Origin of the sequence: Rhodococcus sp. 15-649-2-2 (assembly GCF_002258645.1) — a bacterium.
In the GTDB taxonomy this organism is placed as follows: domain Bacteria; phylum Actinomycetota; class Actinomycetes; order Mycobacteriales; family Mycobacteriaceae; genus Rhodococcoides.
This window is the reverse complement of sequence record NZ_NPFM01000016.1, coordinates 304,293-324,874: the sequence shown is the minus strand read 5'-3', so window position 1 is coordinate 324,874 and position 20,582 is coordinate 304,293. Positions and strand designations below refer to the sequence as shown.

Here is a 20,582-nt window from a genome sequence, read left to right as displayed (position 1 = left end):
TCGGAGATCGGTTGCAGTGCTTGCGCTTTCATCGGCATTACCCGCCTCCTTCGGATCAGAGTTTCAGCAGTCGGCGGGCGTTGACGGATGTGGCCGCGCGCCAGTTCTCGAGTCCGCCGTTCGCAGCACCGGCGTCGAGTGATCGCACTTGCTCCTGCACGCCGGTGATCGGCGTGAAGCAGTAATCGCTGCCGTACACCAGCCGATCGGGTCCGACGGTGGACAACAGCGCGGGCAGCTGCCGCGGGACCGGCGTACCGGCGAGGTCGAACCACAAGCGCTGCAGTACATCCGGCGTCGTCGGTGTCCCCAGGCCGACCTGCGTCCGGAAGAAGTCGACCCGATCCGCCAGTAGCGGCAGTACTCCGCCGCCGTGAGTGAACACCCAACGGATGTTAGGGAATCGGTCGACCACACCCAACAGAATCAGGTCGACGACGGTTCGCGCTGTGTCGAAGAGGAATTCGATCATCGGGGCCGGGCGCGCGAGAGACACGGCAGCGGAATTCGGCGGAGAGGTCGGATGCACGAACACAACTGCCGATCGCGCATCCAACGCGGCGAGCAGTGGCGTCAGCACGGCGTTGCCCAGGTACATCCCACCGGCGTTCGACATCACCGTCACTCCGTCGGCACCGAGCTGATCGAGCGCACGAATTGCCTCGACCGTCGAGTCGACGACGTTCGGGAGCGGTAGCGACGCAAAGAATCCGAGTCGGGGTCGACTCGCGACCACCCCGGCCCCGAAGTCGTTGACGCGTCGAGCAAGATCGGCCGCCTTGCCGTCGTCGCCGAAATGCACTCCCGGTGACGAGACGGACAGGATCGCTCTGTCGATCCCGCAGCCGTCCATCATCTGCAGGTGTTCGACCACCGACCAGCTCGGCCACTTCGGCATGCCGTCGGGAAATGCGATGCCCGACGCGAGGGCTTCGCGCAGGTAGAAGTCGGGAACCATGTGCGAATGGACGTCGATCACCCCGGTTGCGGCCGGGCCGGTGGAGGCCGATGCCGTAGCGGAGGTCAGTGTCGTAGCGGAGGTAAGTGTCGAGAGGGCAACCCCGGAGATCGTCGCGGCACTGAGGGTGCCCAGCAGGGTTCTGCGATCGATCACAGTGGAAGTCCTTCTTGTCGACGCCTCCGACTCAACTGACGTTATCGTCACATATGAGATAAACCGCAGTCAACGGTGAGATCTACCAACGAAGACGGGACTAGCATTGCGCGATGACCACCGAACGTACGACGCCCACCCCGCTGCAGTTTCTGGGCTATTCGTTCGGACGCACCCTGCCCGAGTCGATGCAGGACTGGGTTCGCAACGATCTCGTGGGCAACGGTGCGCAGGTCCGCTACATCGCCCGATTTATCGTGCCGATCATTCCGCTACTGCTGCTGTTCCTGCTGATTCCGGGTCCGCTGTGGATGTCGCTCGCGATGATGTCGCTGCTGTTCATCCCGCTGGTGTACTTCTCTATCGCCCTGATGAACGTCTATCGGCGGCATCGTCTGCTGATCCACGGCCTCGACCCGCAACTGATCAACGCCAAGGCGCAGAGCCGCGTCGACCGCACTCGCGACGACTACGAACGGCGTCACGGCCGCGGCTGACGAGCGAGCGATAGTCTGTGCCGCATGACTTCACCTGTGGAATTCAAGGCAACAGCTGATCTGGCCGACGAGATCGGTCCCGAGATCCGCAGCTGCGACACCCAGTTCATCCAGTTCGGCAAGCACACCGAGTTCGCGGGACCCATCACCACCATCCGCTGCTTCCAGGACAATCTTCTGGTCAAGCAAACGCTCAGCGAGCCCGGCAACGGTGGCGTCCTGGTGGTCGACGGCGATGCCAGCGTGCACACCGCGCTCGTCGGCGACATCATCGCCGGCCGCGGTGTCACCAACGGTTGGGCGGGCGTCATCGTCAACGGTGCGGTGCGCGACTCCGCGATCCTGCGCACACTCGAGATCGGCGTCAAGGCGCTGGGGACCAACCCGCGCAAGAGCACGCAGACCGGCTCGGGTGAGAAGAACGTGCCGGTCAGCTTCGGCGGCGTCACGTTCAACCCGGGCGAGATCGTCTACAGCGACCACGACGGCGTCGTCGCGGTCTAGCCCACGAACGGCGGCAGGCCGTAATGCCTGCCGCCGTCGGCTCTTACTTCACGAACGCGAGTAGCGCGTCGTTCACTTCCTGGAAGTGCGTCCACAGCAGTCCGTGGGGTGCGCCCTCGACCTCGACGTACGTGGCCTCGGGGAACGCCTCGTGGAACGGACGGCCCGTCGAATCGATCGGCAGGATGTTGTCCGCGGTTCCGTGCAGGATCAGCGTGGGCTTGCCGGATTCACGTACCTTCGCGACATCCGCGCGGAAGTCCTCGAGCCAGGTGGGTACGACGGCATAGGCCGCGACAGGTGCGCTGGTGGTGGCGGTGTTCCAGCTCGCGCGCACCGTGGCCTCACTGATTCGGCTGCCGAGGTTTTCGTCGAGGTTGTAGAAGTCCTTGTAGAAATTCTCGAACCAGGTGAACCTGTCTTCGCGGGCAGCGGTCTCGATACCGTCGAACACCGACTGCGGAACGCCGGTGGGATTGTCGTCCGTCTGCAGCAGGAACGGCTCCAGAGATGCGAGGAATGCAAACTTCGCCACGCGGTCGGTGCCGTACTTCGCGGCGTACCGAGCCAGTTCGCCTGTGCCCATGGAGAATCCGACCAGGATGACATCGTTCAGATCCAGCTCGGTGAGCACCTTGTCCAGGTCTGCAGCGAAGGTGTCGTAGTCGTAGCCGACGGTGGGCTTGCTCGACTGCCCGAACCCACGACGGTCGTAGGTGATGACGCGGTAGCCGGCGTCCAGTAGTGCGCGCGACTGACGTTCCCAGGAGTTGCCGTCGAGCGGGTAGCCGTGGATGAGCACAACGGGCTGTCCGGAGCCGTGATCCTCGTAGTAGACCTCGACGGGGGTGGAGTTCTCGGTTCCGACGTTGATGTACGCCATGATCCTGCCTTCCTGTGTCCTGAACATCGAGCGGGAGAACGGTCGTTCTCTCGGCATGTGGACTACTGTAGAGAACGTTGGTTCTCTCGGCAAGGGGTAAGCGATGACCAGTACGGAAATCGGACGGGCACAGGTGGTGAACGCCGCGGACGAACTGTTCTATGCGCGCGGCATCCAGGCGGTGGGCATGGACGAGTTGCGTGCCAAGGCCGGCATCTCGCTCAAGCGCCTGTACACGCTCTTTCCCTCGAAAACCGCCATCGTCGCCGAGGTTCTTCGTGGTCGCACCCGGCAGTGGACCGACGGCATCCACGCCGAAGCAGAGCTACACGGATCCCCTCGTGAGAAACTGCTGTCGATCTTCGACTTCTTGGACCACTGGTTTCGCCAGGACGACTTCCGCGGGTGTGCCTTCATCAACTCGTTCGGCGAACTGGGCGCAACCATGCCCGAGGTCGCCGACGCCGCACATCAGCACAAGAAGAGTTTCATCGAGTACGTCACTGCATTGGCCGTCGAAGCCGGATGCGAGCCGACCGTCGGGCTGCAGATCGCCTTGCTCGCCGAAGGCGCTCAAACTACCGCAGCCATTACCGAACTGGCCGAATCTGCTTCTGCAGCAAAGGCTGCGGCCGGGGTGCTTCTGGATTCGAGCCAACGGTAGCGCAACCCTGGCGCGGGCGGCGCTGGACATGCCACACTCGATGTCATGAAGGCTTTCGGCTCCGCAGTTCCGATTCTCCGCATCTTCGACGACGTCGAAGCGCGTGCGTTCTATCTGGACTATCTGGGCTTTTCGGTCGAATGGGAACATCGATTCGAGCCGGATCTGCCGCTGTACATTCGTATTTCACGCGGAGAGTGCATCCTGGATCTGTCCCAGCACTACGGCGACGGCACACCGGGATCGTCCGTCTGGATACCGATCGCGGATGTCGTGTCGTTCAATGCCGAACTCCTGCACAAGAAGAACCCACGCAGCCGACCCGGAATCGATCGCGATGCGCCGGGTGGGCCGACCATGACAGTGATAGACCCGTTCTCGAACAACCTCCGCTTCTGCCAGGTCGATCGCTGACTCATCGAAAATCACTGACATTTGACACTGAAAACCTTCGCAGGGTGGCGATAGCGTCGAAGACATGAGCAAGCAACGAATCCTCGCCGCCCTCACCGTCTCGACGTCCCTGCTGGTCAGCGGATGCACATCATCCGACGAGCCGTCAGCCGTCGAGCCGACCACCACGACGCCCTCGAGCGGAACCATCAAGACCGACGACGTCCAGGCAGCCTTGGACGCCCTGGTCGACGCCGGGTCCGTCGCCGCTGTTGCGCAGGTGCGCGACGGCGAGGATTCCTGGTCGGGAGCGGCCGGTCTGGTCGAACGCGGTGGAACCGAGGCTGCGTCAGCCGACGACCCCGTCCGGATCGCCAGCGTCACCAAGGCAATGGTTGCCGCAGTGGTGCTCCAGCTCGTGGACGAGGGGAAGCTCGCGCTCGATCAGCAGGTCGACGAGCTGCTTCCCGGTGTCCTGCCCAGGCCGGTGACCGTTCGCCAACTACTCGATCACACCAGTAGTGTTCCCGACTACTTCACCGGATTCGATTCCGCCGAGCAGATCGCCGCCCGCGCGAACGATGCCGTCACCGACGACGAGTTGGTCTCTCAGGCACTGGCCATGCCCTGGACGAGTGAGCCCGGTCAGGAATTCAACTACGCCAACACCAATTACGTCCTGCTCGGACAGATCATCGCCGACCTGGATGGCAAGTCCATCGGACAGTCGTTGCAGGACAGGATCTTCGATCCGCTGGAGATGGCCGACTCGACGTACCCCACCGATTCCACACTTGACCCCGATGCTCTGCACGGCTACGCGCTGGAGAACGGAAACTACACCGACGTCACCGATTACGACGCCAGTATCTGGTCGTCGGGAGCTGCCGTGGTCTCCACCGTGGCCGACATGAACACCTTCTTCAGAGCGCTGTTCGACGGCACGTTGATCCCGCAGAACCTGATCGACGAGATGCAGGTGATAACACCGTCCACCTACGGACTCGGCCTGCTGCTCGGCGGCGATGCCTGCAATCCTGGCGCGGGTGAGCTCGTGTTCGGCCAGCGCGGCAACGGGTTCGGCTACCGCACCTTCCAGTTCTCCAGTCCCGACGGACACCGTCAGGTATCGCTGGCCTGGACCACGGCGGCTCCGAATCCGGCCGCCGACCCTCTCGAGCAGCCGGCCACGAACGCGTTGATCACCGGACTCGCCTCGACCTGCCCGGCGTAGCACTCACAGCACACTCACCCAACCGTGGACCTCGTCGCTGGTGAGCGCGGCCTGGTGACGCTTACGGAGAGTCAGCGTCACTGGCCCGCTTTCCTTCGATCCGACTGCACGACCGTCGATTTCGTACACCGGGGCAACTCCGGCCGAGGTGCCGCAGACGAAGACTTCGTCGGCGATGTACAGCTCGGTGAGGTCGACGGTTCGCTCCTGAACCGTCAGTCCTTCTTCGCGCGCCAACGTCAAGATGGTTCGACGATTGATACCGTCGAGAATGTCGCTGGTGACGTCGGGGGTGACGAGCACTCCGTTCCGCACGAGGAAGATGTTCGCGGCACTCAGCTCGCAGACGTGGCCGTTGATGTCGAGAAAGATGCAGTCGTCGAAGCCACTGTCGATCGCATCCTGTTTCGCCAGAACGGAATTGACGTACGCTCCGTTCACCTTGGCGCGGGACGGAATGGCGTTGTCCGGGATACGCCGCCACACACTGGTCTTCAATCGCATCCCGTCCTGCGGGACAATGGGATTGGCGTCGTACAGGAAAATGGACACCGTGGTGTGCAGGCCACGCACCCGCGTTCCAGGGATCGACTCGTCGACGTGGACGGTAGCTCGAACGTAGACCTCGGTCGTCGGAGCGTTGGCGGCAACCACGTCCCGCGTTGCCTGTACGAATCGCTCGAACGTCCACTGCGAGGCAAACGTGTCGATGCCGATGATCTTGCAGGATTCGACGAGTCGCTGATAGTGATCGAGCAACCGGAAAGCGGTACGCCGTTCACCGTCCACCTGGACCGGGAACACCGTGTAGACACTGAGCCCATACAGAACGGCCGAGGTAGCAACCCCGAGCGTTGCGTCCTGCGCGTCCACCAAGCGATCGCCGAAATACACCTTCGAGTGCGGAAGAGCCATGCGGTGATGCTAGTCGTGGGGCAAGTCCGAGCGACAACGGTTTTCCCGTCGTAGTGTCGAGTACATGAGCGCACGCACCATACCGACCCGAACTCTCTGGAACGACGGCCCCGAGGTGGGTGCCATCGGCCTGGGCTGCATGGGAATGACCTGGGCATACAAGGCCGACGATCGGACGGAGTCCCCCGATCGCGTCATCGGGCACGCCTTGGACCTGGGTGTGAATTTCATCGACACGGCCGATGTGTACGGACCGTTCACCAACGAGGAAGTCGTCGGCAAGGCCATCGGTAGCCGACGCGACGAGGTGATCCTCGCGACCAAGGGTGGTCTCGTCTCCCACGTCGGCGACGCCGGAGAGCCGGTCATTTCGGGCCCCAACGGCAAGCCGGATCACCTACGTTCGGCAATCGACGATTCACTCCGCCGCTTGGGCGTCGACCACATCGATCTGTACTACCTCCACCGTCCGGATCCCGAGGTGGACGTAGAGGACAGCATCGGCGCGATGGCCGAGGCCGTGCACGCCGGAAAGGTTCGAGCGCTCGGTGTCTCGGAGTTCACCGTCGAGCAGCTCGATCGAGCCCAGCAGGTGCACCCGATTTCTGCCGTGCAGTCGGAGCTGTCCCTGTGGACGCGCGATCACCTCGCCACGTCGCTGAAGTGGACGCAAGACAACGGCGCGGCATTCGTGCCGTTCTCACCCCTTGGCCGCGGCTTCCTGACCGGCAACTTCCGCGGAACAGCGCCCGCCGCAGACGATTTCCGTGCTCGCCTGCCGCGTTTCAGCCAGGACAACCTCGACGCGAACCTCGTGATCGTCGACGCCATCGCAGCCGTCGCCGACGAGCTCGGTGCGACGCCGGCGCAGGTGGCCCTGGCCTGGGTTCTGGCGCAGGGTGAGCACGTGGTCCCGATTCCCGGCACCCGACGCACCTCGCGTCTGGACGAGAACGCGGGCGCAGCCTCGCTCACCTTGAGCCCGAACCACCTGGCTGCCCTCGACGCTCTGCCGGCTCCCGCCGGTGGTCGCTATTGAGATAGTTCGCGTCGCCCCTGCGGCCGATCTGGGCCTCGCCGAGCAGATCCTCGCGGTGCAGAAGAGTTCGTACGCAGTCGAAGCGAGACTGATCGGCGACGACCGCATCCCGCTGCTGCACGAGTCGGTGGACGAGCTGTGTGCTGCACAGGTCCACTGGCTCGTCGCGCGGCAGGGTGACGAAATCCTAGGTGCCGCAGCGTGGTCCGAGTCTGAGATCGATCGGCTGGTGGTGGCACCACGCGCACATCGCCAGGGCATCGGACGAGCATTGGTCGTGGTGGTGATCGAATCGATTGCGGGACAACGTATACAGGTGGCTACCGGGCGAGACAATTCACCGGCGCGCAGACTCTACGAATCGTTCGGCTTCGTGCACACCGAGAATCAACAGGTACTGCCAGGGTTGTGGCTGGCCCGCTACGAACTCGCGCATGAGCGGGACGAGCACGTCGACAGGGGACGGTTTTAGGGCCACCAGAACAAAGGGTAGCCTATCCCAATGCGCTCTCGAATTTTGACGTCCGCAATGCTCGACCGCCGTGGGTTCTTCCTGGCTGCCGGGGCGGTTGCGCTCGCTACCGCCTGCTCGCCTCGGGGCCAGGACGCGGCGGCCGCGACCTCGCAGACAGTGCGGATGACGGGCGACGGATTCGATGTCACCGTTCCCGCGCGCCCCACCCGCGTGGTCGTGATGGAGGGACGGGGAGATCTCGAATTCGCTCTGCTGGCCGGATATCCCATCATTGCTACCGGCAACACCTTCCAGCCCGGCGCGCGTCCCGCGGGACAGTTCGAGGGATTGCTCGACGCGCAGACCCAGGTCATCGGTGGACCCGACGGTCCGACGGCAGAGGAGATCGCGGCGCTGTCGCCTGACCTCATCGTGATGCGTGCCAACGGATGGCGACTCGACTGGTACGGAAACGAACAGCTCACCAAGATCGCGCCTGTCCTTCCCGTCGACGTGAACGAACCGGATTTCGAGCGGTACACCGTCGACCAGTTCTCGGCCATCGGTCTACTCGACACTGTGCAGCCGCGTCTGGACGAGTACCAGCGGACCATCGACGACGCGGCCGCGGTCACGAACGGTCGCAGAATCGCCCTCATCACCAGCGAACCGGTTGCCAAGGGATACGTCATCGTATGGACCAACTACCTCGGTAATGCGGTGGCCACGGACATGGGATTCACTGTCTTGCAAAACAACCCCGAGGACGAGGAGGGAAATTATCGCCTGTCGGTCGAGAATCTGAACCAGATCGCGGATGCGGAGTTCATCTTCCACCAGACGACCGATCCAACCCAGATCGACGGAATCGCCGCGTGGCAGAACCTCCCCGCTGTCGCCGCGGGTCGCAGTGCGGTAGTGGATCCACAGCTGAACAACGGATTGGTCATCACCGCAACCAGTTTCGCGAACAGGCTGATCGAGGTTGTTCGCAACGCGGATTGAGCTACCTTAGGAGCCATGGTTTCTGCCGGTGTCGCGATTGCAATCGCTTTGTACGCCATGGCACTTGCCTCGATCCTCCGTGACCCCAGCACGGGGCTTGTGGCCACGCTGGCGTGGGCATTCGCCGCGTTGATTCTGCCGATCATCGGGCCGATCATGTGGTTCGCCGTCGGCAAGCGCTATCCCTACGGACCGAGCGGCGGCAACAGATGACAGTTCAATATTCGATCGCGTTGCGCAGGTCGATGTTCACCAGATGCCTCACTTGGTCGCGAAGCCACTCGACCGCCTGCTGATCGGGTGCCGGCGTGTGGGCCAACAGCGTCCAGCGCAGACGAGTTTCTGGAGTCAGGTCGAACTGCAACAGGATGTCGGGGAGACTCTGCCACGGCGAGCTCCAGACAACGCGGTCGAACTCGCTGCTCTCGACGATGCGAGGTAGCGGCTGATCCTCGAACATCACCGGCCAGGCGAACCCCTGATTCTTCGGATGCAGATCTGGGCGCATGAGTGCTTTCCAGACGAAGAAGACCGGCGGCGACAACACCGCAGTCCTGCTCGCGAGAACCATCATCGACCCACCGTACGCAGGTACCGACTAGGGAGCCCTTCTATTTTCGCGCACGGCCGGTGCGGGCGCGATGTACCGACGACAGACAGACAGAGCTCTGCCGTGATGCTGCTGTAGGTCGTCACGCGGGTTGTCGTGGCTCCTCGTCTCCGGTGTCGCCAGTGTCGTCGTGGTGTTCGGGCGGATACAGGACTTCTTCTGGATGGTGTGCGTGATTGATCAGCCCACGGCGCTTGGGGTCCATTCCCGATGGTGGATGCCACAGGGTGCGGCCCGGATAGCGATGTCCTGCTCCGGTTTTGGTGGTCGCCCACTTGCCGGGGCCGGTGCCGACGAGTGCGTGGTGCATGTCGCAACCGAAGGTGAGGGAGTCGATGTCGGTGTAGCCGCCCTCGACCCAGTCGTCGACGTGATGGGCTTGGCACCAGGTCGCAGGGCGGGTGCAGGAGGGGAAGCTGCAGCCGCGGTCGCGGGCGATGAGGACGATGCGTTGGTCGGCGGAGGCGATGCGTTTGGATCGGCCGAGGTAGAGGGCGCGTCCGTCGTCGTCGAAGATAGTCAGGTAGTGGTGGGCGTGGGACGCCATACGGATCGCATCGCGGATGGACACGCGGGATCCGGTGCCGGTCATGGCGTAGCCGCAACCCGATTCGAGATCTTTCAAACTCATGGTGACAATCGCGGTGACGGGCAGGCCGCGATGGGTGCCGAGAGTTCCGGAGGCGAGTGTGTGCCGCAGTGCCAGTTTCAGGGCGTCGTGACGACGTTCGTTCTGGGTGCGCGTATCCCGCGCGGCGGCAGCGTCCCGCACTGCGGTGTCCGGTGCATCATCGTCATCGTCACCGACGGCGTCGGATCCGGAGTGACCGCCGGGTTCAGCAGTGCCTGCAGTGTCGTCGGAGCCGTCGTATCCGTCGGAGTCGCGCGTGTCGTCGGGCTCTGTGCGGCAACCACAGTCGGCACCGACTCCGCAGTCGCCTTCGCAGCATTCGTCGTCACCGCAGTCGCAATCACCGCAGTTGTCGTCACTGCAGTCGCTGGCCTCGTTGCAGTCCGTTCCATCCCACAACCCCGCATCGCTCGACCCTGCATCACCGGACGTCGGCTCGGGCCGTGATGCAGTGGACTTGCTGTCGCCTTCGCCCCCGTGGACGACCGACGTCGGGTCGGCCGGGTTGTTCACTCCCGGCTTCGCGGCTTTGGAGAACAAAGCCTCGAGGTAGGCCCGTAGTTCGGGGTCGACGCAGAAGCTTCCTTCCGACATCCCGTCGGCACCCTGCTCACCGAGATAGAAGAACGCATCGCGTCGTTTGCGTGGCTTGGGCTTCCCGTCCTCGTCCTCGTCCTCGTCGTAGTCGCCGTCGGGGTTGAGGATCGAGTCCAGGTGCGCCACCAGCGGTGCGAAGTCGTCGGGGAGTCTGGTCGAGGCGTAGCCCACCAATTGCTGTTCTGCGAGATCACGGGTCTGCGGGTCGACACTGGCAGGCAAGTGCTTGAAGAATTCGCGGATCATCTGCACATGCTTGGCATCGAGCAACCCCGCCCGCAATGCTGCCGCGGTATGCGGCAACAACGGAGGGAGGACTTCACCGGACAGTGCGGTGCGATCACCCAACTCCGCAGCCAGACGCACTTGAGCCCCGGCTGTTCGTGGGGTGATCCGCAGCATCCACGCCACCGACGACGGCACCGAGCCTGGGTACACATCGAGGCCGTGTTGAGCGATCAACTCGTTGAGCCAGGTGTACGAGTACGCCGTCACAGACCTCGTGAGTGTTTCCATGCGTTGGATCACCGCACGCCGGTCGGCGTTCGTCCACGACACCGACCCCTGCCCGGCCAGTTCGGCGACCGCGGACTCGACCCGGTCCACCAACACCGACAACTCGGGATCGGACACGACAGGGGGAGGCGGCACCGTCTCGATGCCGTCCACCCCTGATCCGCCGTCCCCCGAAAGCATGAACAGAATCTATCGCGACCCACCGACACACTTTCGAACACACGTTCCCAATTGACGGTTACACCACCGCGAGTAGTCCGATCCACCGGGTTGCTCGGTAGCGTCGTGGCAACGCATCAGATTGCGCCCAGGATCAGAAAGCTTGGTATCGACAGGAAGTGCACAGCATGACCGTGCGACCGTCCGACGATGCAACTGCCGCCGATTGGCTCGTCCACGCTGACCGCGATTGGTGGGACCTTGTCACCAGGGGCCCACTGGGGTACGAGAGCTACGCGCGGCTACGGTTCATCCCAGATCCGGAACACCCGACTCAACGCGAGGGCGAGGCTGACGTTCCATACGACGAGCGCTCGGAGACAGACCAATTGGCGATAGTCGTCGCGACACTGGCGAAGCACACGACGACACCACTGGACTGCTACTTCTGTGTGTGGGAGGGATGGGGCGTTCCAACGGTTCGGGGTGCCGCACGAATCAACTTGCCCGAACGGGGAGCGTTCCTGTTCCGAGGACCTGCGCTGGACCTGCTCAACTGGGAGCAGGCGCTCGATCCCCCGGGTTCCGAGAGTTTGCCGATTCCCTCGTTCGTCTGGCCCTCCGACCGCGCCTGGTGCATCGCCAACGACGTCGACCCCCACTTCGCCACCATCGGTGCCAGCTCATCAGCGATCGAGGACGTTCTCGCTGATCGTCGAGTCGACACTGTCAGCGACGATCCTGCCCGCCCACAACCCTGGTACAGCCATTGAGACACCATCGCGCCCAGTGGTCGAAAGACTCGCTGCAACAGGATGTATCGGAAGCCCTGTGGGTGGACGACAACCTGGGCGTCGTCCGGACGACGACGGTGGGCTCGCTTGTCCCCACTGTGTTCGACTCCTATGCCCGGATCCTGTATCCCCCTCTCGGTAGCGCGCCTCGTCCGACTCCGGCGAAACCCGTTGCACCCTCACGTGATCAGCTGGCACCCGTCCTCGAGGTACTCACTCGAAATACGACAACACCGAATGACTGCTGGTACGCCGTCTGGGAAGGCAACACCGTTCTCGACGTCATTCGCGACGCGGCACCGACCGCAAACATCGCCGGCTACAACTACTTCCTGTTGAGGGGACCGGTCGCACGCGCAACGGACACCCTCGGTGGGTTGTCACCGAATTTGTGGTGGCCCGCCGATCACGCGTGGTGCATGGCTCAACACTTCGACTTCCCCTGTGCGTATCTCGGAGGCAGCACGAAGACCGTTACCGACATTCTGGCGCTCGACAAGCTCGAAACCTGTTCCGTCCGCGTCGACCAGATTGTCACCGCGGGCCACGACGAGCACAACTACTGAGATGCCTCAACTATCCGGCGTAACAGTCTCGACAATCGATGCCTTCCATCGAACCCCGAATCCCGCAGGTCCTGAATCCCTTTGGTGATACTTGAGCGCACCGCTGTACGTCACGCTGAACATGCCCGGGTGTCGCGTGGCGGTCCACTCCTCACGTTGCACGAGAAGACCCGCCCGATCCAGGATGCGGAGACTGCCCTGCGGTCTTGTCTTGAAGTCCAACCACAGATACCTGTCCCACACCAAGCAACCACGCAGCACCACGTCACCAACCACGGCACTGTCGCTCATCATCGTGGTGAAGCCGTCGCCGAGATGAGCCACCCACTCAGTTCTGCCGTCGATATCCACGGCCTCGACCCGAGCCGGCACCTCGGTGCACACCTCCGCGGGGAGTTCCATCTGCTCGGGTGACGCCCAGTACGTCGTAGGTGTGAACACCGCGCCCACGGCAGGCTCGTCAGGCCACGGTTCCATGTCCTCCAGCATCCACAGTTGCGACATCTCGAGCGAAGTAGATCAGAACTGCGCTCTCGGCGCTCCCATTCCCGGGTCGATTTGGAACGGACCGCTTGCCGAGGGCGCGATCGGGAAATCGAAGATCGCAGTGGGGATGTACACGGTGGCACAGGAGTTCGGTATGTCCACCACCCCGGACAGGCGTCCTTCGATCGGGGCCGAGCCCAGCAGCAGGTACGCCTGCTCGGGGCTGTAGCCGAACTTGGTGAGGTAGTCGATCGCGTGCATGCACGCGTTTTGGTACGACAGGTCGGAGTCCAGATACTTCTGCTCACCGTCGACGGTCACCGAAATGCCCGAGAAGGCAATCCATTCCGAGTACTGCGGTGCAGTGTTGCCGGGCATGAAGATCGCGTTTTCGCTCACCCCGTAGGTCTCCATGCCACCCTTGATCAGGTCGACGTGCAGGTCCATGAAGCCGCCCATTTCGATTGCTCCACAGAACGTGATCTCCCCGTCTCCCTGCGAGAAGTGCAAGTCTCCGAACGACAGCTTCGCCCCCGGCACGAACACCGGATAGAAGACGCGGGTGCCCTTGGTGAGGTTCTTGATGTCCTGATTTCCGCCGTTCTCGCGGGGCGGTGCCGTCCGCGCGGCTTCGCCTGCAACGCGGGAGAATTCGTCGCCGCTCAACGATCCCAGAATCGCACCATCGAGTTCGGGAGCGAGAGCCAGCGGCGGGACACGGTTGGGGTCCGTGGCGATCAGCGCACCTTCACGAGCGTTCCACTTCGCCAACAATTGCGCCGAGGGTGCGGTCCCCATCAGGCCGGGATGGGTGATTCCGGTGTACTTCACGTGCGGGACGTGGCGAGATGTAGTGGTCTGCCCGGAAAAATCCCAGATCGCCTTGTACGCATCGGGGAATCGATCGGTGAGGAACCCGCCGCCGTTCTGCTTGGCGAAGATGCCCGTGTAACCCCAGCCCTGGCCGGCCAGCGGACCCGAATCCTCCTGCGGGATCGGACCGACGTCGAGAATATCGACGATCAACAGATCACCGGGCTCGGCTCCCTCGATATGGAACGGCCCGGACAGCGTGTGCACGTTGTTGAGCGGCGCATTCAGGATGTCCTCGGCCGAATCGTCGTTGCGGATGGCCCCGTCGAACCATTCGCGACAATGCGCTCGAAAAGACGTGCCGGGTTTGACCGTAACCGCCGCCGGGATATCGGGATGCCATCGGTTGTGGCCGACGATCTCCTGTTCGGTGAAGCTCTTCGACGAGTCGAGCGGAAACAGCAGTTCGGGCACTGGACACCTCCGGTTGCGCGGATTCTCCTCCCTCGATCATTGCACCGTCGTGAAGTATCCGGCTCGATATGCCGTGTAAATCTTGTATGACGTTGCGCCGGAACGCCACTGATTCGGCACCTCGCGCTACTCTCGGATGCGTGCCCACCTACAGCTTCCGCTGCGCACAGCGTTGCGCCCCCGTCGAGCAGAGATTCACCATGGCCGACGTTCCCGGCGAGGTGCCGTGCCCTGACTGTGGCGAGGCAGCTGCACGACAGATCTATTCTCCGGCCCTCGGCAGAGGAAACAGCGCTGCAATGAAGGCACACGACGCCTCACGCGCCACCGCGGACAAGCCTGCCGTCGTCTCGTCTCTGCCGGCCGCGGGCCGATCCGCAACCAGGACGACATCGAACCCGCTCCACCGCCGCCTGCCCCGCCCCTGACAGCTGCGTTTCCCTTCCGGGCCGACGGGGAAGTCCGACGGCATGCCCGAGCTACCCCCTCCCCCGTCCATCGCCGACGGCGCCGCCACCGACGATGTCGTCGCCTGGGTTGCCGAGTATCTGGGTGATCTGACGCGCGAGGGGCCGGATGGCATCACGGCGGGGGGCATCCGCGGCGGGCAGTCCGCTGCCGATACCGCCCTGGCTGGGCTGGACATCACCGGCTATGCCCGCGACCGCAGCACCGTCCTCCCGGTGAATCGCCGCGGTGCAAGCCGCATGTCGCCGTACATTCGCCACGGGCTGCTGACGCTTCGAGAAGTCTGGGACGCGGTCGCCGACGCTCCCCCACGCGACCGTTCCCGGTACCGCGACGAGCTCATGTGGCAGGAGTACGCCCGCCATCTCTACGCACGAGTCGGTACCGACTTGGGGCGTTCGCTACGGCGTGAGCAACCGCGGCAGCAGAACTGGACGGCGCAGCCCTGGGCCGAGGAGATGAACTGCATGTCTTCGGTGGTGGGTGAATTGCACGAGGACGGTTGGCTGGTCAACCAAACACGCATGTGGCTGGCCTCCCAGTGGGCAGTCCGTGCCGGAGCGACGTGGCGCGACGGCGAGGACGAGATGTTCGCCCACCTGCTCGACGGCTCTCGTGCCGCGAACCGCCTCGGCTGGCAGTGGACCGTCGGTACCGGAAGTGGGAAGGTCTACGGATTCAGCCGATGGCAGGTGAACAAGCGCGCCCCGTCGCTGTGCCGCAATTGCGCGCTGAAAGATGCCTGCCCCATCGAGAATTGGCCCGACGACGATCTCGGGCCGACGGTCGACGGGCCTGATCTGAACAAGGCTCCGATTCCCGCGGGCCCGGCACACATGGAAGGCGATGGTGCAGAACAGGTCTGGCTGACGGCCGAATCGCTCGGCACCGCAGACCCAGCACTGGCTGCGAATCCCGAGCGACCTGCCGTCTTCGTGTTCGACGAACCACTCCTGCGGAGACTGCGACTCTCCGGCAAGCGACTGGTGTTTCTCGCCGAGACACTCGGCGAGATCGCGTCGACCCGAGCGTTGGAGGTACGTCGCGGCCGAGTCTCCGACGAGCTCTCCGGACGATCGCTGGCCGCCACCTGGGCACCCGTTCCCGGCTTCTCCCGCATCGCCGACGCCATCGCCCCGGTCGAGTTGCATCCATGGCCCTGGCTGACGCGTCCCACCACATCCTCGGTCCGTTCGTTCAGCGCATGGCGTCGGAGTCATTGAACAGCAGCCATCGAACAGCAGCCGTTGACTGGAACTATCTACGCTGCACCGAGATCTGGCCTTCCTCACTGGTGATCGACACCGATCGCGGCGAACTCGGATCGTCGACCACGTCCGTCTCGACCTCCCCCTTCTCCGACGACGCATCGACGTCGTAGAATTCGGCCGCCGGAAGCTGGATCGTGCTGTCTCCCATCGTGTTCTGCACGAGCACCGAATCCGGTGGAACTCGCGAGTCCAGAACGACCTGCCCGAATGTCGTGTCGACCTCGATCGCAGACACCGCCGCGTCGGTGATGTCCACATCACCGAATCGGGTGGTCACATCCAGGGTTCCTGCGGAACCACGAGCGATCACCGCCCCGGACGCGGTTGTCACCGATGTCTGCGCATCCACGTTCGAGAGAACGACATCGCCCGCCATTCCGTTGATATCGAGTATCGACCCCGCGGGAATCCGAAGCTCGACATCGACGTCGCAGCTGCCACGATCTCGGTACGAACATTCCACCGCGATCTTCGATCCGTCGTCACTGATATCGACCGTCGGGATATCTCCCCGGTAGGACCCGTCGGCCCGGACGTGCACATCGGAATCGGGGCTCATCGACACCGTCACATGGGCAAACCTCGTCGTGAAAGCAAGGTTGTTCCCGGACACGGCATGGTCTTCGGTGTAGTCGAAAGACTGCATCTTCGGCGTGGTGAAGCCGTATGCAATCGCTGCCGTCGTAGCTGCACCGGCGGTGCCCACGACAACTACGGCAACCGACACGGCAACGATGTTGCGCCACAACACTTTCTTCATCGAATAGCTCCCAGGTATCGTAGAACGGCCATGACGCGGCGATGATCAGCGCTGTCGCCGAGCAGACCGAGCTTGGCGAAGATATTTCCGATGTGCTTCTCGACGGCTGCCTGACCGACCACCAGCGCGGCCGCGATGCCGGCGTTGGACTTACCTTCGGCCATAGCCGTCAACACTTCTCGTTCCCGCGGCGTCAACGAATCGAGAGGATCCGATCGCGGTGCGCGTGCCAGAATCTGCTGCACCACCTCGGGATCGATGACGGTACCGCCGTCCGAAACCGTCCGCACGGCGTCGGCGAAGTCGTCCACATCGGCGACACGATCTTTCAACAGGTACCCGACGCCGTCGGTACTCTGCCGGATCAACTCGGCCGCATACCGTTCCTCCACGTACTGCGAGAGCACGAGAACACCTACGGCGGGCCATCGTTGGCGAATGACCAACGCCGCGCGCAGACCTTCGTCCAGAAAGGTGGGCGGCATCCGAACATCGATCACGCACACGTCGGGGAGCGGGTCGGCAGCAGACATCGAAGCAAGTAACTCCGACGCATCGCCCACCTTGCCGATGACGTCGGCTCCACTGTCGGTGAGCAGTCGAGCGACACCCTCTCGCAACAGAACCGAATCGTCGGCGATGATCACTCGCACGGGATGCTCACCTCCAGACTTGTCGGGCCGCCGGTCGGTGAGATGACCGACAGGGTGCCGTCGATTCCGCTGAGTCGGTCCGCGAGACCGGCCAAGCCTCCGTTCGGAGCGATATGCGCACCGCCGCAACCGTCGTCGACCACCTTCACATGCACAGCGGACTCACTCCTCGTGACGTCGACTCGAACGCGGCCGGCGCTCGCGTGTTTACTGACGTTGGTCAGGGCCTCCGAGACGACGAAATAGACGGTCGCTTCGGCGGTGGCGTCCGGTCGTTGCGGCCCGGACAGAGCCGGGTCCACCTCGATCGTCACCGGCACCGAACACAGGGCCGCGACAGACGACAGTGCCGCATCGAGTCCTCGGTCGGTCAGGATCGGCGGATGCAGACCACGGGTGAGGGTTCGGATCTCGCCGATCGCATTCTTGGCTTCCCGGTGAGCGTCGTCCAGCAGTTCCTTCAGCACCGCATCGTCGTCCGCAGAGACGCGCGACTTCGCCTGCCCCAGTGACATCGCCACCGAGACCAGGCGCTGTTGGGCGCCGTCGTGCAGATCGCGTTCGATGCGGCGGCGCTCGGCATCTGCGGCGTCGACGACCCGTGCCCGGCTCACCGTCAGCTCGTCCACCCTCCTACTCGATTCGGACTGTCCGAGAAGCGCTGCGGCACTCCACCAGTCGAGTCTCGCCAAGCCGGTCACCAGCAAGGGCAATCCCGCAACGAAAGTGGCCAGGGCAGCGACGCCGACCAGTGCGACGAGCGGGTAGCCCACCCGATCACCGATTTCGAGCTGATTACCGACCGGGTTCGTCACGATCCACGCGAACGGTGCCGCTGCGAGAACGGGGAGAACCAGAAAGAGCGCGGGCAGCAGGAACACCAGGACAGCCGAGATCGGAATGCGAACAAGCCAGTAGCACAACGACTTCCATAGTCCGACGTCGCGGACGCACCAGACGAGCTTGCGCCAGCTGGTGGGATAGACGGTCACCGCCGGTCCCGCGATGGCGATACCCCTGGTGAAACCGATTCCGGCTCGAGCGGCGATATCCATCCATCGAAGCACCACTATCGTCAGCGCGAAGACCAGCACTCCGCTCAGCGCAAACGGGAGTGCGCACACAGCGAGTACCAGCAGGCCCAGGATCATCCAGCCGCCGAGGCCGGCCAGCATCGACGCAAGCAGCGAGCCCAGCGCCAGCCACCAGTTCGGAGATATCCAGGCCCTGAGCGGATTCAGGGGAATCGGTAGTGCCTCGTTCATGCGGATCAGCCTAAGTGGGCGCCTGTCGACTTGTCCCCACTGTGAACCCACGGCGCATGGTAGGGCACGCACTACCATCGATCGGTGGGACGACCGTGGTGTTTCCCGCTCTGCGGGCGAGAATATTCGACGGGTATGAACTTCAACCTATTCGACGTCGATCGCCTTTCGACCGTGCCGGTCTGGGTCGTCCTCGCAGGTGTCGTCGTGTTGCTGGCCTTCGAATCCGGCTCTCTGCTCGGTCTTTTCACGCCCGGGAACAGTGTGCCGATCACGCTCGGAGTACTGACATCGATAGACGTCGTACCGTGGTTTCCCGCTGTCGTCACTGCGGCGGTGGCGTCGAGCACTGGAGCTCAGTGGGCGCTCTGGCGCAGTCGCCGCAGCAAGACGATTCTCGGGTCGGGCCGGATCGAATCCGCGTTGCCGCGCACGCTGACCCGGGTGGTCCGCGGAGTGACTGCTTCGGCACAAGCACGACCACGCACAGTGGCGGCCGCAGGCCATCTCGTCGGAGGCATCCGCACCATCGCCCCTCGACTCGTTGCTGCCACCACCCTGCGACGGCGTGAATACGCGGTGATCAGTCTCGTCGCGGCCGGGGTCTGGGCCACCGCGTTGGTGAGTGTCGGCGCATGGCTGGGCGACCACACAGCCATCCGGACGGCTCTGGGATACGCCTGGATTCCGGCCGTGACGGTCGTGGTTGTCACCCAGCTCAGGCGTCGAACACGCTGGTCTTCTCCCGAACTTGTCGGAGCCCGGTGATATCAAGGATGTAGAAGAAACGACAGAAGGGAATTCGCGTGTCCACCAGCTTCGATACTTGCCACGGCACACTCGTGATCCACGCGGTCGGCGGTGCGGAGTGCACGGAGCCGGACTGCGTGGACCTCGAGTACGTCCGTCACTTCCTGGTGCTCGAGTGCGAAGAAGTCACCGGCGGCTGCCAGTGCACCGCGCTCGTCGAGCTCGCTCAGGCATCCTGACGTCGGACCACCGGCTGCTGGAGTTCGGTAACCCAGTTCTCCTGCGGCTGCGGCTCCGACACCAGGTAGAACTCCCGGCAGACGCCTGAGAGCTCATAGCCGTTGGCCTCGATCCACGCTATCAACTGCTCCCACGTTTCACCGATCGTGGCCATCGACCCGTGGTGCACGGTCGTGGCAGCCAGATCGACCGGCGGCAGTTCCCGTACCTCGTATCCCTCGCCGGCCACGACCTCAGGCCCCACCTCGAACGCGGCGTGCACGGTGATGCCCGTGCCGTCTCCGTCTTCGACGGCCTCGTACATGGCGATCGACGAAGGGCCGAACGTCACGCCGTGCCCGTCGAGCGTCTGAGCGAGTCGGGCATACATCGGGCCGATGACCGGGCCGATATTTGCGGGCCCGAACCCGGCGGCGGTCTCGGTGACGGCAGCGATGCGAGTGGCCGGCAACGATTTGGTGTCCACGGTGATCATCGAAATCCCTTCGGTGTGAGAGAGCCGCGCATCGATGCGACGCAGCCGAGCGGCGTCGAGATCGAGTCGACGGGCGACGTCATCGCGCTTGGCGGCAAGCATCTCGCGTAGACGGCCGTCGCTGACCTGGGCATGCACGATCTGCGTAACCTCGTCGAGCCGGAACCCGAGGTCCTTGAACATGAGAATGCGTCCCAGAACCTCGAACTGCGAGCCGTCGTACGAGCGGTATCCGGTGAACGGATCCACCCGCGCCGGCGTCAACAACCCGATCTCGTCGTAATGCCGAAGCATCCGAACCGAGACCCGGCCGATCGATGCGAACTCTCCAATGCTGAACATGACCCTGAAG

General features: G+C 63.6%; 26 protein-coding genes. 15 read left to right on the top strand and 11 right to left on the bottom strand.

Annotated elements, in window-relative coordinates:
- Positions 1-55 precede the first annotated feature (55 nt).
- Positions 56-1,114 (bottom strand): amidohydrolase family protein, encoded by a 1,059-nt coding sequence (locus CH305_RS09265; protein WP_242640230.1) that lies wholly within the window; start codon positions 1,112-1,114, stop codon positions 56-58.
- Between the two features lie 113 nt (positions 1,115-1,227).
- On the opposite strand from CH305_RS09265, the gene CH305_RS09260 reads away from it, so the two are divergent.
- On the top strand, positions 1,228-1,611 hold the full coding sequence (locus tag CH305_RS09260; protein WP_094703461.1) for a DUF5313 family protein: 384 nt from the start codon (positions 1,228-1,230) through the stop codon (positions 1,609-1,611).
- A 24-nt stretch (positions 1,612-1,635) separates the two neighbouring features.
- Positions 1,636-2,115, top strand: a complete 480-nt coding sequence (gene rraA / locus CH305_RS09255) for a ribonuclease E activity regulator RraA (protein ID WP_037174863.1) — start codon at positions 1,636-1,638, stop codon at positions 2,113-2,115.
- Between the two features lie 43 nt (positions 2,116-2,158).
- Here the strand turns inward: rraA and CH305_RS09250 are convergent, their stop codons facing one another.
- The gene (locus tag CH305_RS09250; RefSeq protein ID WP_032401466.1) at positions 2,159-2,998 is read right to left on the bottom strand and encodes an alpha/beta fold hydrolase; all 840 of its coding nucleotides are present in this window, start codon (positions 2,996-2,998) and stop codon (positions 2,159-2,161) included.
- 103 nt (positions 2,999-3,101) lie between these two features.
- On the opposite strand from CH305_RS09250, the gene CH305_RS09245 reads away from it, so the two are divergent.
- The 3 genes from CH305_RS09245 to CH305_RS09235 all read left to right on the top strand — a co-directional run bounded on the left by CH305_RS09245 (position 3,102) and on the right by CH305_RS09235 (position 5,289).
- Positions 3,102-3,662 carry a TetR/AcrR family transcriptional regulator gene (locus tag CH305_RS09245; protein WP_094703460.1) on the top strand — a complete coding sequence of 187 codons (561 nt, stop codon included), beginning with the start codon at positions 3,102-3,104 and terminating at the stop codon, positions 3,660-3,662.
- A gap of 45 nt (positions 3,663-3,707) precedes the next feature.
- Positions 3,708-4,076 (top strand): glyoxalase superfamily protein, encoded by a 369-nt coding sequence (locus tag CH305_RS09240; protein ID WP_094703459.1) that lies wholly within the window; start codon positions 3,708-3,710, stop codon positions 4,074-4,076.
- A gap of 64 nt (positions 4,077-4,140) precedes the next feature.
- Positions 4,141-5,289 (top strand): serine hydrolase, encoded by a 1,149-nt coding sequence (locus CH305_RS09235; RefSeq protein ID WP_094703458.1) that lies wholly within the window; start codon positions 4,141-4,143, stop codon positions 5,287-5,289.
- A 3-nt stretch (positions 5,290-5,292) separates the two neighbouring features.
- Here CH305_RS09235 and CH305_RS09230 read toward each other — a convergent pair whose 3' ends face one another.
- A complete protein-coding gene (locus CH305_RS09230) occupies positions 5,293-6,204 on the bottom strand; it encodes an aminotransferase class IV (RefSeq protein ID WP_179278237.1) in 912 nt (303 codons plus the stop codon).
- A gap of 64 nt (positions 6,205-6,268) precedes the next feature.
- Here CH305_RS09230 and CH305_RS09225 point away from each other — a divergent pair, with 64 nt between their 5' ends.
- The 4 genes from CH305_RS09225 to CH305_RS09210 are packed head-to-tail and all read left to right on the top strand — an operon-like array spanning position 6,269 to position 8,915.
- Positions 6,269-7,243, top strand: a complete 975-nt coding sequence (locus CH305_RS09225) for an aldo/keto reductase (RefSeq protein ID WP_032401469.1) — start codon at positions 6,269-6,271, stop codon at positions 7,241-7,243.
- The gene (locus CH305_RS09220) at positions 7,230-7,715 is read left to right on the top strand and encodes a GNAT family N-acetyltransferase (protein ID WP_052058558.1); all 486 of its coding nucleotides are present in this window, start codon (positions 7,230-7,232) and stop codon (positions 7,713-7,715) included. The genes CH305_RS09225 and CH305_RS09220 overlap by 14 nt, the downstream gene beginning before the upstream one ends.
- 30 nt (positions 7,716-7,745) lie before the next feature.
- Complete coding sequence (locus CH305_RS09215) at positions 7,746-8,702, top strand: ABC transporter substrate-binding protein (protein WP_256983631.1); 957 nt, start codon at positions 7,746-7,748, stop codon at positions 8,700-8,702.
- A 15-nt stretch (positions 8,703-8,717) separates the two neighbouring features.
- Entirely contained in the window at positions 8,718-8,915 is a 198-nt protein-coding gene (locus CH305_RS09210; RefSeq protein WP_032401470.1) for a PLD nuclease N-terminal domain-containing protein, read from the top strand.
- A 4-nt stretch (positions 8,916-8,919) separates the two neighbouring features.
- Here CH305_RS09210 and CH305_RS09205 read toward each other — a convergent pair whose 3' ends face one another.
- Both CH305_RS09205 and CH305_RS09200 read right to left on the bottom strand, forming a co-directional pair.
- Positions 8,920-9,276, bottom strand: coding sequence for a hypothetical protein (locus CH305_RS09205; protein WP_143545266.1), 357 nt, complete (start codon positions 9,274-9,276; stop codon positions 8,920-8,922).
- A gap of 118 nt (positions 9,277-9,394) precedes the next feature.
- Complete coding sequence (locus CH305_RS09200; protein WP_094703456.1) at positions 9,395-11,236, bottom strand: HNH endonuclease signature motif containing protein; 1,842 nt, start codon at positions 11,234-11,236, stop codon at positions 9,395-9,397.
- Positions 11,237-11,403: 167 nt separating this feature from the next.
- Between CH305_RS09200 and CH305_RS09195 the strand changes: the two genes are divergently transcribed.
- Entirely contained in the window at positions 11,404-11,988 is a 585-nt protein-coding gene (locus CH305_RS09195) for a hypothetical protein (RefSeq protein WP_037152344.1), read from the top strand.
- A 62-nt stretch (positions 11,989-12,050) separates the two neighbouring features.
- Positions 12,051-12,575 (top strand): hypothetical protein, encoded by a 525-nt coding sequence (locus CH305_RS09190; RefSeq protein ID WP_094703455.1) that lies wholly within the window; start codon positions 12,051-12,053, stop codon positions 12,573-12,575.
- Positions 12,576-12,581: 6 nt separating this feature from the next.
- Here CH305_RS09190 and CH305_RS09185 read toward each other — a convergent pair whose 3' ends face one another.
- On the bottom strand, positions 12,582-13,052 hold the full coding sequence (locus CH305_RS09185; RefSeq protein ID WP_256983630.1) for a hypothetical protein: 471 nt from the start codon (positions 13,050-13,052) through the stop codon (positions 12,582-12,584).
- Positions 13,053-13,094: 42 nt separating this feature from the next.
- A complete protein-coding gene (fmdA, locus tag CH305_RS09180; RefSeq protein ID WP_094703453.1) occupies positions 13,095-14,348 on the bottom strand; it encodes a formamidase in 1,254 nt (417 codons plus the stop codon).
- Between the two features lie 140 nt (positions 14,349-14,488).
- Between fmdA and CH305_RS09175 the strand changes: the two genes are divergently transcribed.
- Positions 14,489-14,776: an FmdB family zinc ribbon protein gene (locus CH305_RS09175; protein WP_179278236.1), complete on the top strand. Its 288-nt coding sequence runs from the start codon at positions 14,489-14,491 to the stop codon at positions 14,774-14,776.
- Positions 14,777-14,818: 42 nt separating this feature from the next.
- Positions 14,819-16,039, top strand: a complete 1,221-nt coding sequence (locus tag CH305_RS09170) for an FAD-binding domain-containing protein (RefSeq protein ID WP_094703451.1) — start codon at positions 14,819-14,821, stop codon at positions 16,037-16,039.
- A 34-nt stretch (positions 16,040-16,073) separates the two neighbouring features.
- On the opposite strand, the gene CH305_RS09165 is transcribed toward CH305_RS09170, so the two are convergent.
- The 3 genes from CH305_RS09165 to CH305_RS09155 are packed head-to-tail and all read right to left on the bottom strand — an operon-like array spanning position 16,074 to position 18,765.
- Positions 16,074-16,847, bottom strand: a complete 774-nt coding sequence (locus CH305_RS09165) for a DUF4097 family beta strand repeat-containing protein (protein WP_094703450.1) — start codon at positions 16,845-16,847, stop codon at positions 16,074-16,076.
- Positions 16,844-17,500 carry a response regulator transcription factor gene (locus CH305_RS09160; protein ID WP_094608999.1) on the bottom strand — a complete coding sequence of 219 codons (657 nt, stop codon included), beginning with the start codon at positions 17,498-17,500 and terminating at the stop codon, positions 16,844-16,846. Before CH305_RS09160 ends, CH305_RS09165 begins: the two co-directional genes overlap by 4 nt.
- A complete protein-coding gene (locus tag CH305_RS09155) occupies positions 17,491-18,765 on the bottom strand; it encodes a sensor histidine kinase (protein ID WP_218828578.1) in 1,275 nt (424 codons plus the stop codon). The genes CH305_RS09160 and CH305_RS09155 overlap by 10 nt, the downstream gene beginning before the upstream one ends.
- A gap of 135 nt (positions 18,766-18,900) precedes the next feature.
- Between CH305_RS09155 and CH305_RS09150 the strand changes: the two genes are divergently transcribed.
- Positions 18,901-19,533 carry a DedA family protein gene (locus CH305_RS09150; RefSeq protein ID WP_032401568.1) on the top strand — a complete coding sequence of 211 codons (633 nt, stop codon included), beginning with the start codon at positions 18,901-18,903 and terminating at the stop codon, positions 19,531-19,533.
- Positions 19,534-19,571: 38 nt separating this feature from the next.
- Positions 19,572-19,754 carry a hypothetical protein gene (locus tag CH305_RS09145; RefSeq protein WP_230592311.1) on the top strand — a complete coding sequence of 61 codons (183 nt, stop codon included), beginning with the start codon at positions 19,572-19,574 and terminating at the stop codon, positions 19,752-19,754.
- Here the strand turns inward: CH305_RS09145 and CH305_RS09140 are convergent.
- Positions 19,742-20,572 (bottom strand): MerR family transcriptional regulator, encoded by an 831-nt coding sequence (locus CH305_RS09140; protein WP_094703449.1) that lies wholly within the window; start codon positions 20,570-20,572, stop codon positions 19,742-19,744. The genes CH305_RS09145 and CH305_RS09140 overlap by 13 nt on opposite strands.
- Positions 20,573-20,582 lie beyond the last annotated feature (10 nt).

Bases quoted from the DNA above. Each gene is read 5' to 3' on its own strand.
- CH305_RS09195 (WP_037152344.1), top strand. From the start codon at position 11,404: ATGACCGTGCGACCGTCCGACGATGCAACTGCCGCCGATTGGCTCGTC.
- CH305_RS09230 (WP_179278237.1), bottom strand. From the start codon at position 6,204: ATGGCTCTTCCGCACTCGAAGGTGTATTTCGGCGATCGCTTGGTGGAC.
- rraA (WP_037174863.1), top strand. From the start codon at position 1,636: ATGACTTCACCTGTGGAATTCAAGGCAACAGCTGATCTGGCCGACGAG.
- CH305_RS09225 (WP_032401469.1), top strand. From the start codon at position 6,269: ATGAGCGCACGCACCATACCGACCCGAACTCTCTGGAACGACGGCCCC.
- CH305_RS09150 (WP_032401568.1), top strand. From the start codon at position 18,901: ATGAACTTCAACCTATTCGACGTCGATCGCCTTTCGACCGTGCCGGTC.
- CH305_RS09165 (WP_094703450.1), bottom strand. From the start codon at position 16,847: ATGAAGAAAGTGTTGTGGCGCAACATCGTTGCCGTGTCGGTTGCCGTA.
- CH305_RS09170 (WP_094703451.1), top strand. From the start codon at position 14,819: ATGCCCGAGCTACCCCCTCCCCCGTCCATCGCCGACGGCGCCGCCACC.
- CH305_RS09240 (WP_094703459.1), top strand. From the start codon at position 3,708: ATGAAGGCTTTCGGCTCCGCAGTTCCGATTCTCCGCATCTTCGACGAC.
- CH305_RS09185 (WP_256983630.1), bottom strand. From the start codon at position 13,052: ATGGAACCGTGGCCTGACGAGCCTGCCGTGGGCGCGGTGTTCACACCT.
- CH305_RS09260 (WP_094703461.1), top strand. From the start codon at position 1,228: ATGACCACCGAACGTACGACGCCCACCCCGCTGCAGTTTCTGGGCTAT.
- CH305_RS09155 (WP_218828578.1), bottom strand. From the start codon at position 18,765: ATGAACGAGGCACTACCGATTCCCCTGAATCCGCTCAGGGCCTGGATA.
- CH305_RS09245 (WP_094703460.1), top strand. From the start codon at position 3,102: ATGACCAGTACGGAAATCGGACGGGCACAGGTGGTGAACGCCGCGGAC.
- CH305_RS09250 (WP_032401466.1), bottom strand. From the start codon at position 2,998: ATGGCGTACATCAACGTCGGAACCGAGAACTCCACCCCCGTCGAGGTC.
- CH305_RS09235 (WP_094703458.1), top strand. From the start codon at position 4,141: ATGAGCAAGCAACGAATCCTCGCCGCCCTCACCGTCTCGACGTCCCTG.
- CH305_RS09215 (WP_256983631.1), top strand. From the start codon at position 7,746: ATGCGCTCTCGAATTTTGACGTCCGCAATGCTCGACCGCCGTGGGTTC.
- CH305_RS09140 (WP_094703449.1), bottom strand. From the start codon at position 20,572: ATGTTCAGCATTGGAGAGTTCGCATCGATCGGCCGGGTCTCGGTTCGG.
- CH305_RS09205 (WP_143545266.1), bottom strand. From the start codon at position 9,276: ATGATGGTTCTCGCGAGCAGGACTGCGGTGTTGTCGCCGCCGGTCTTC.
- CH305_RS09200 (WP_094703456.1), bottom strand. From the start codon at position 11,236: ATGCTTTCGGGGGACGGCGGATCAGGGGTGGACGGCATCGAGACGGTG.
- CH305_RS09210 (WP_032401470.1), top strand. From the start codon at position 8,718: ATGGTTTCTGCCGGTGTCGCGATTGCAATCGCTTTGTACGCCATGGCA.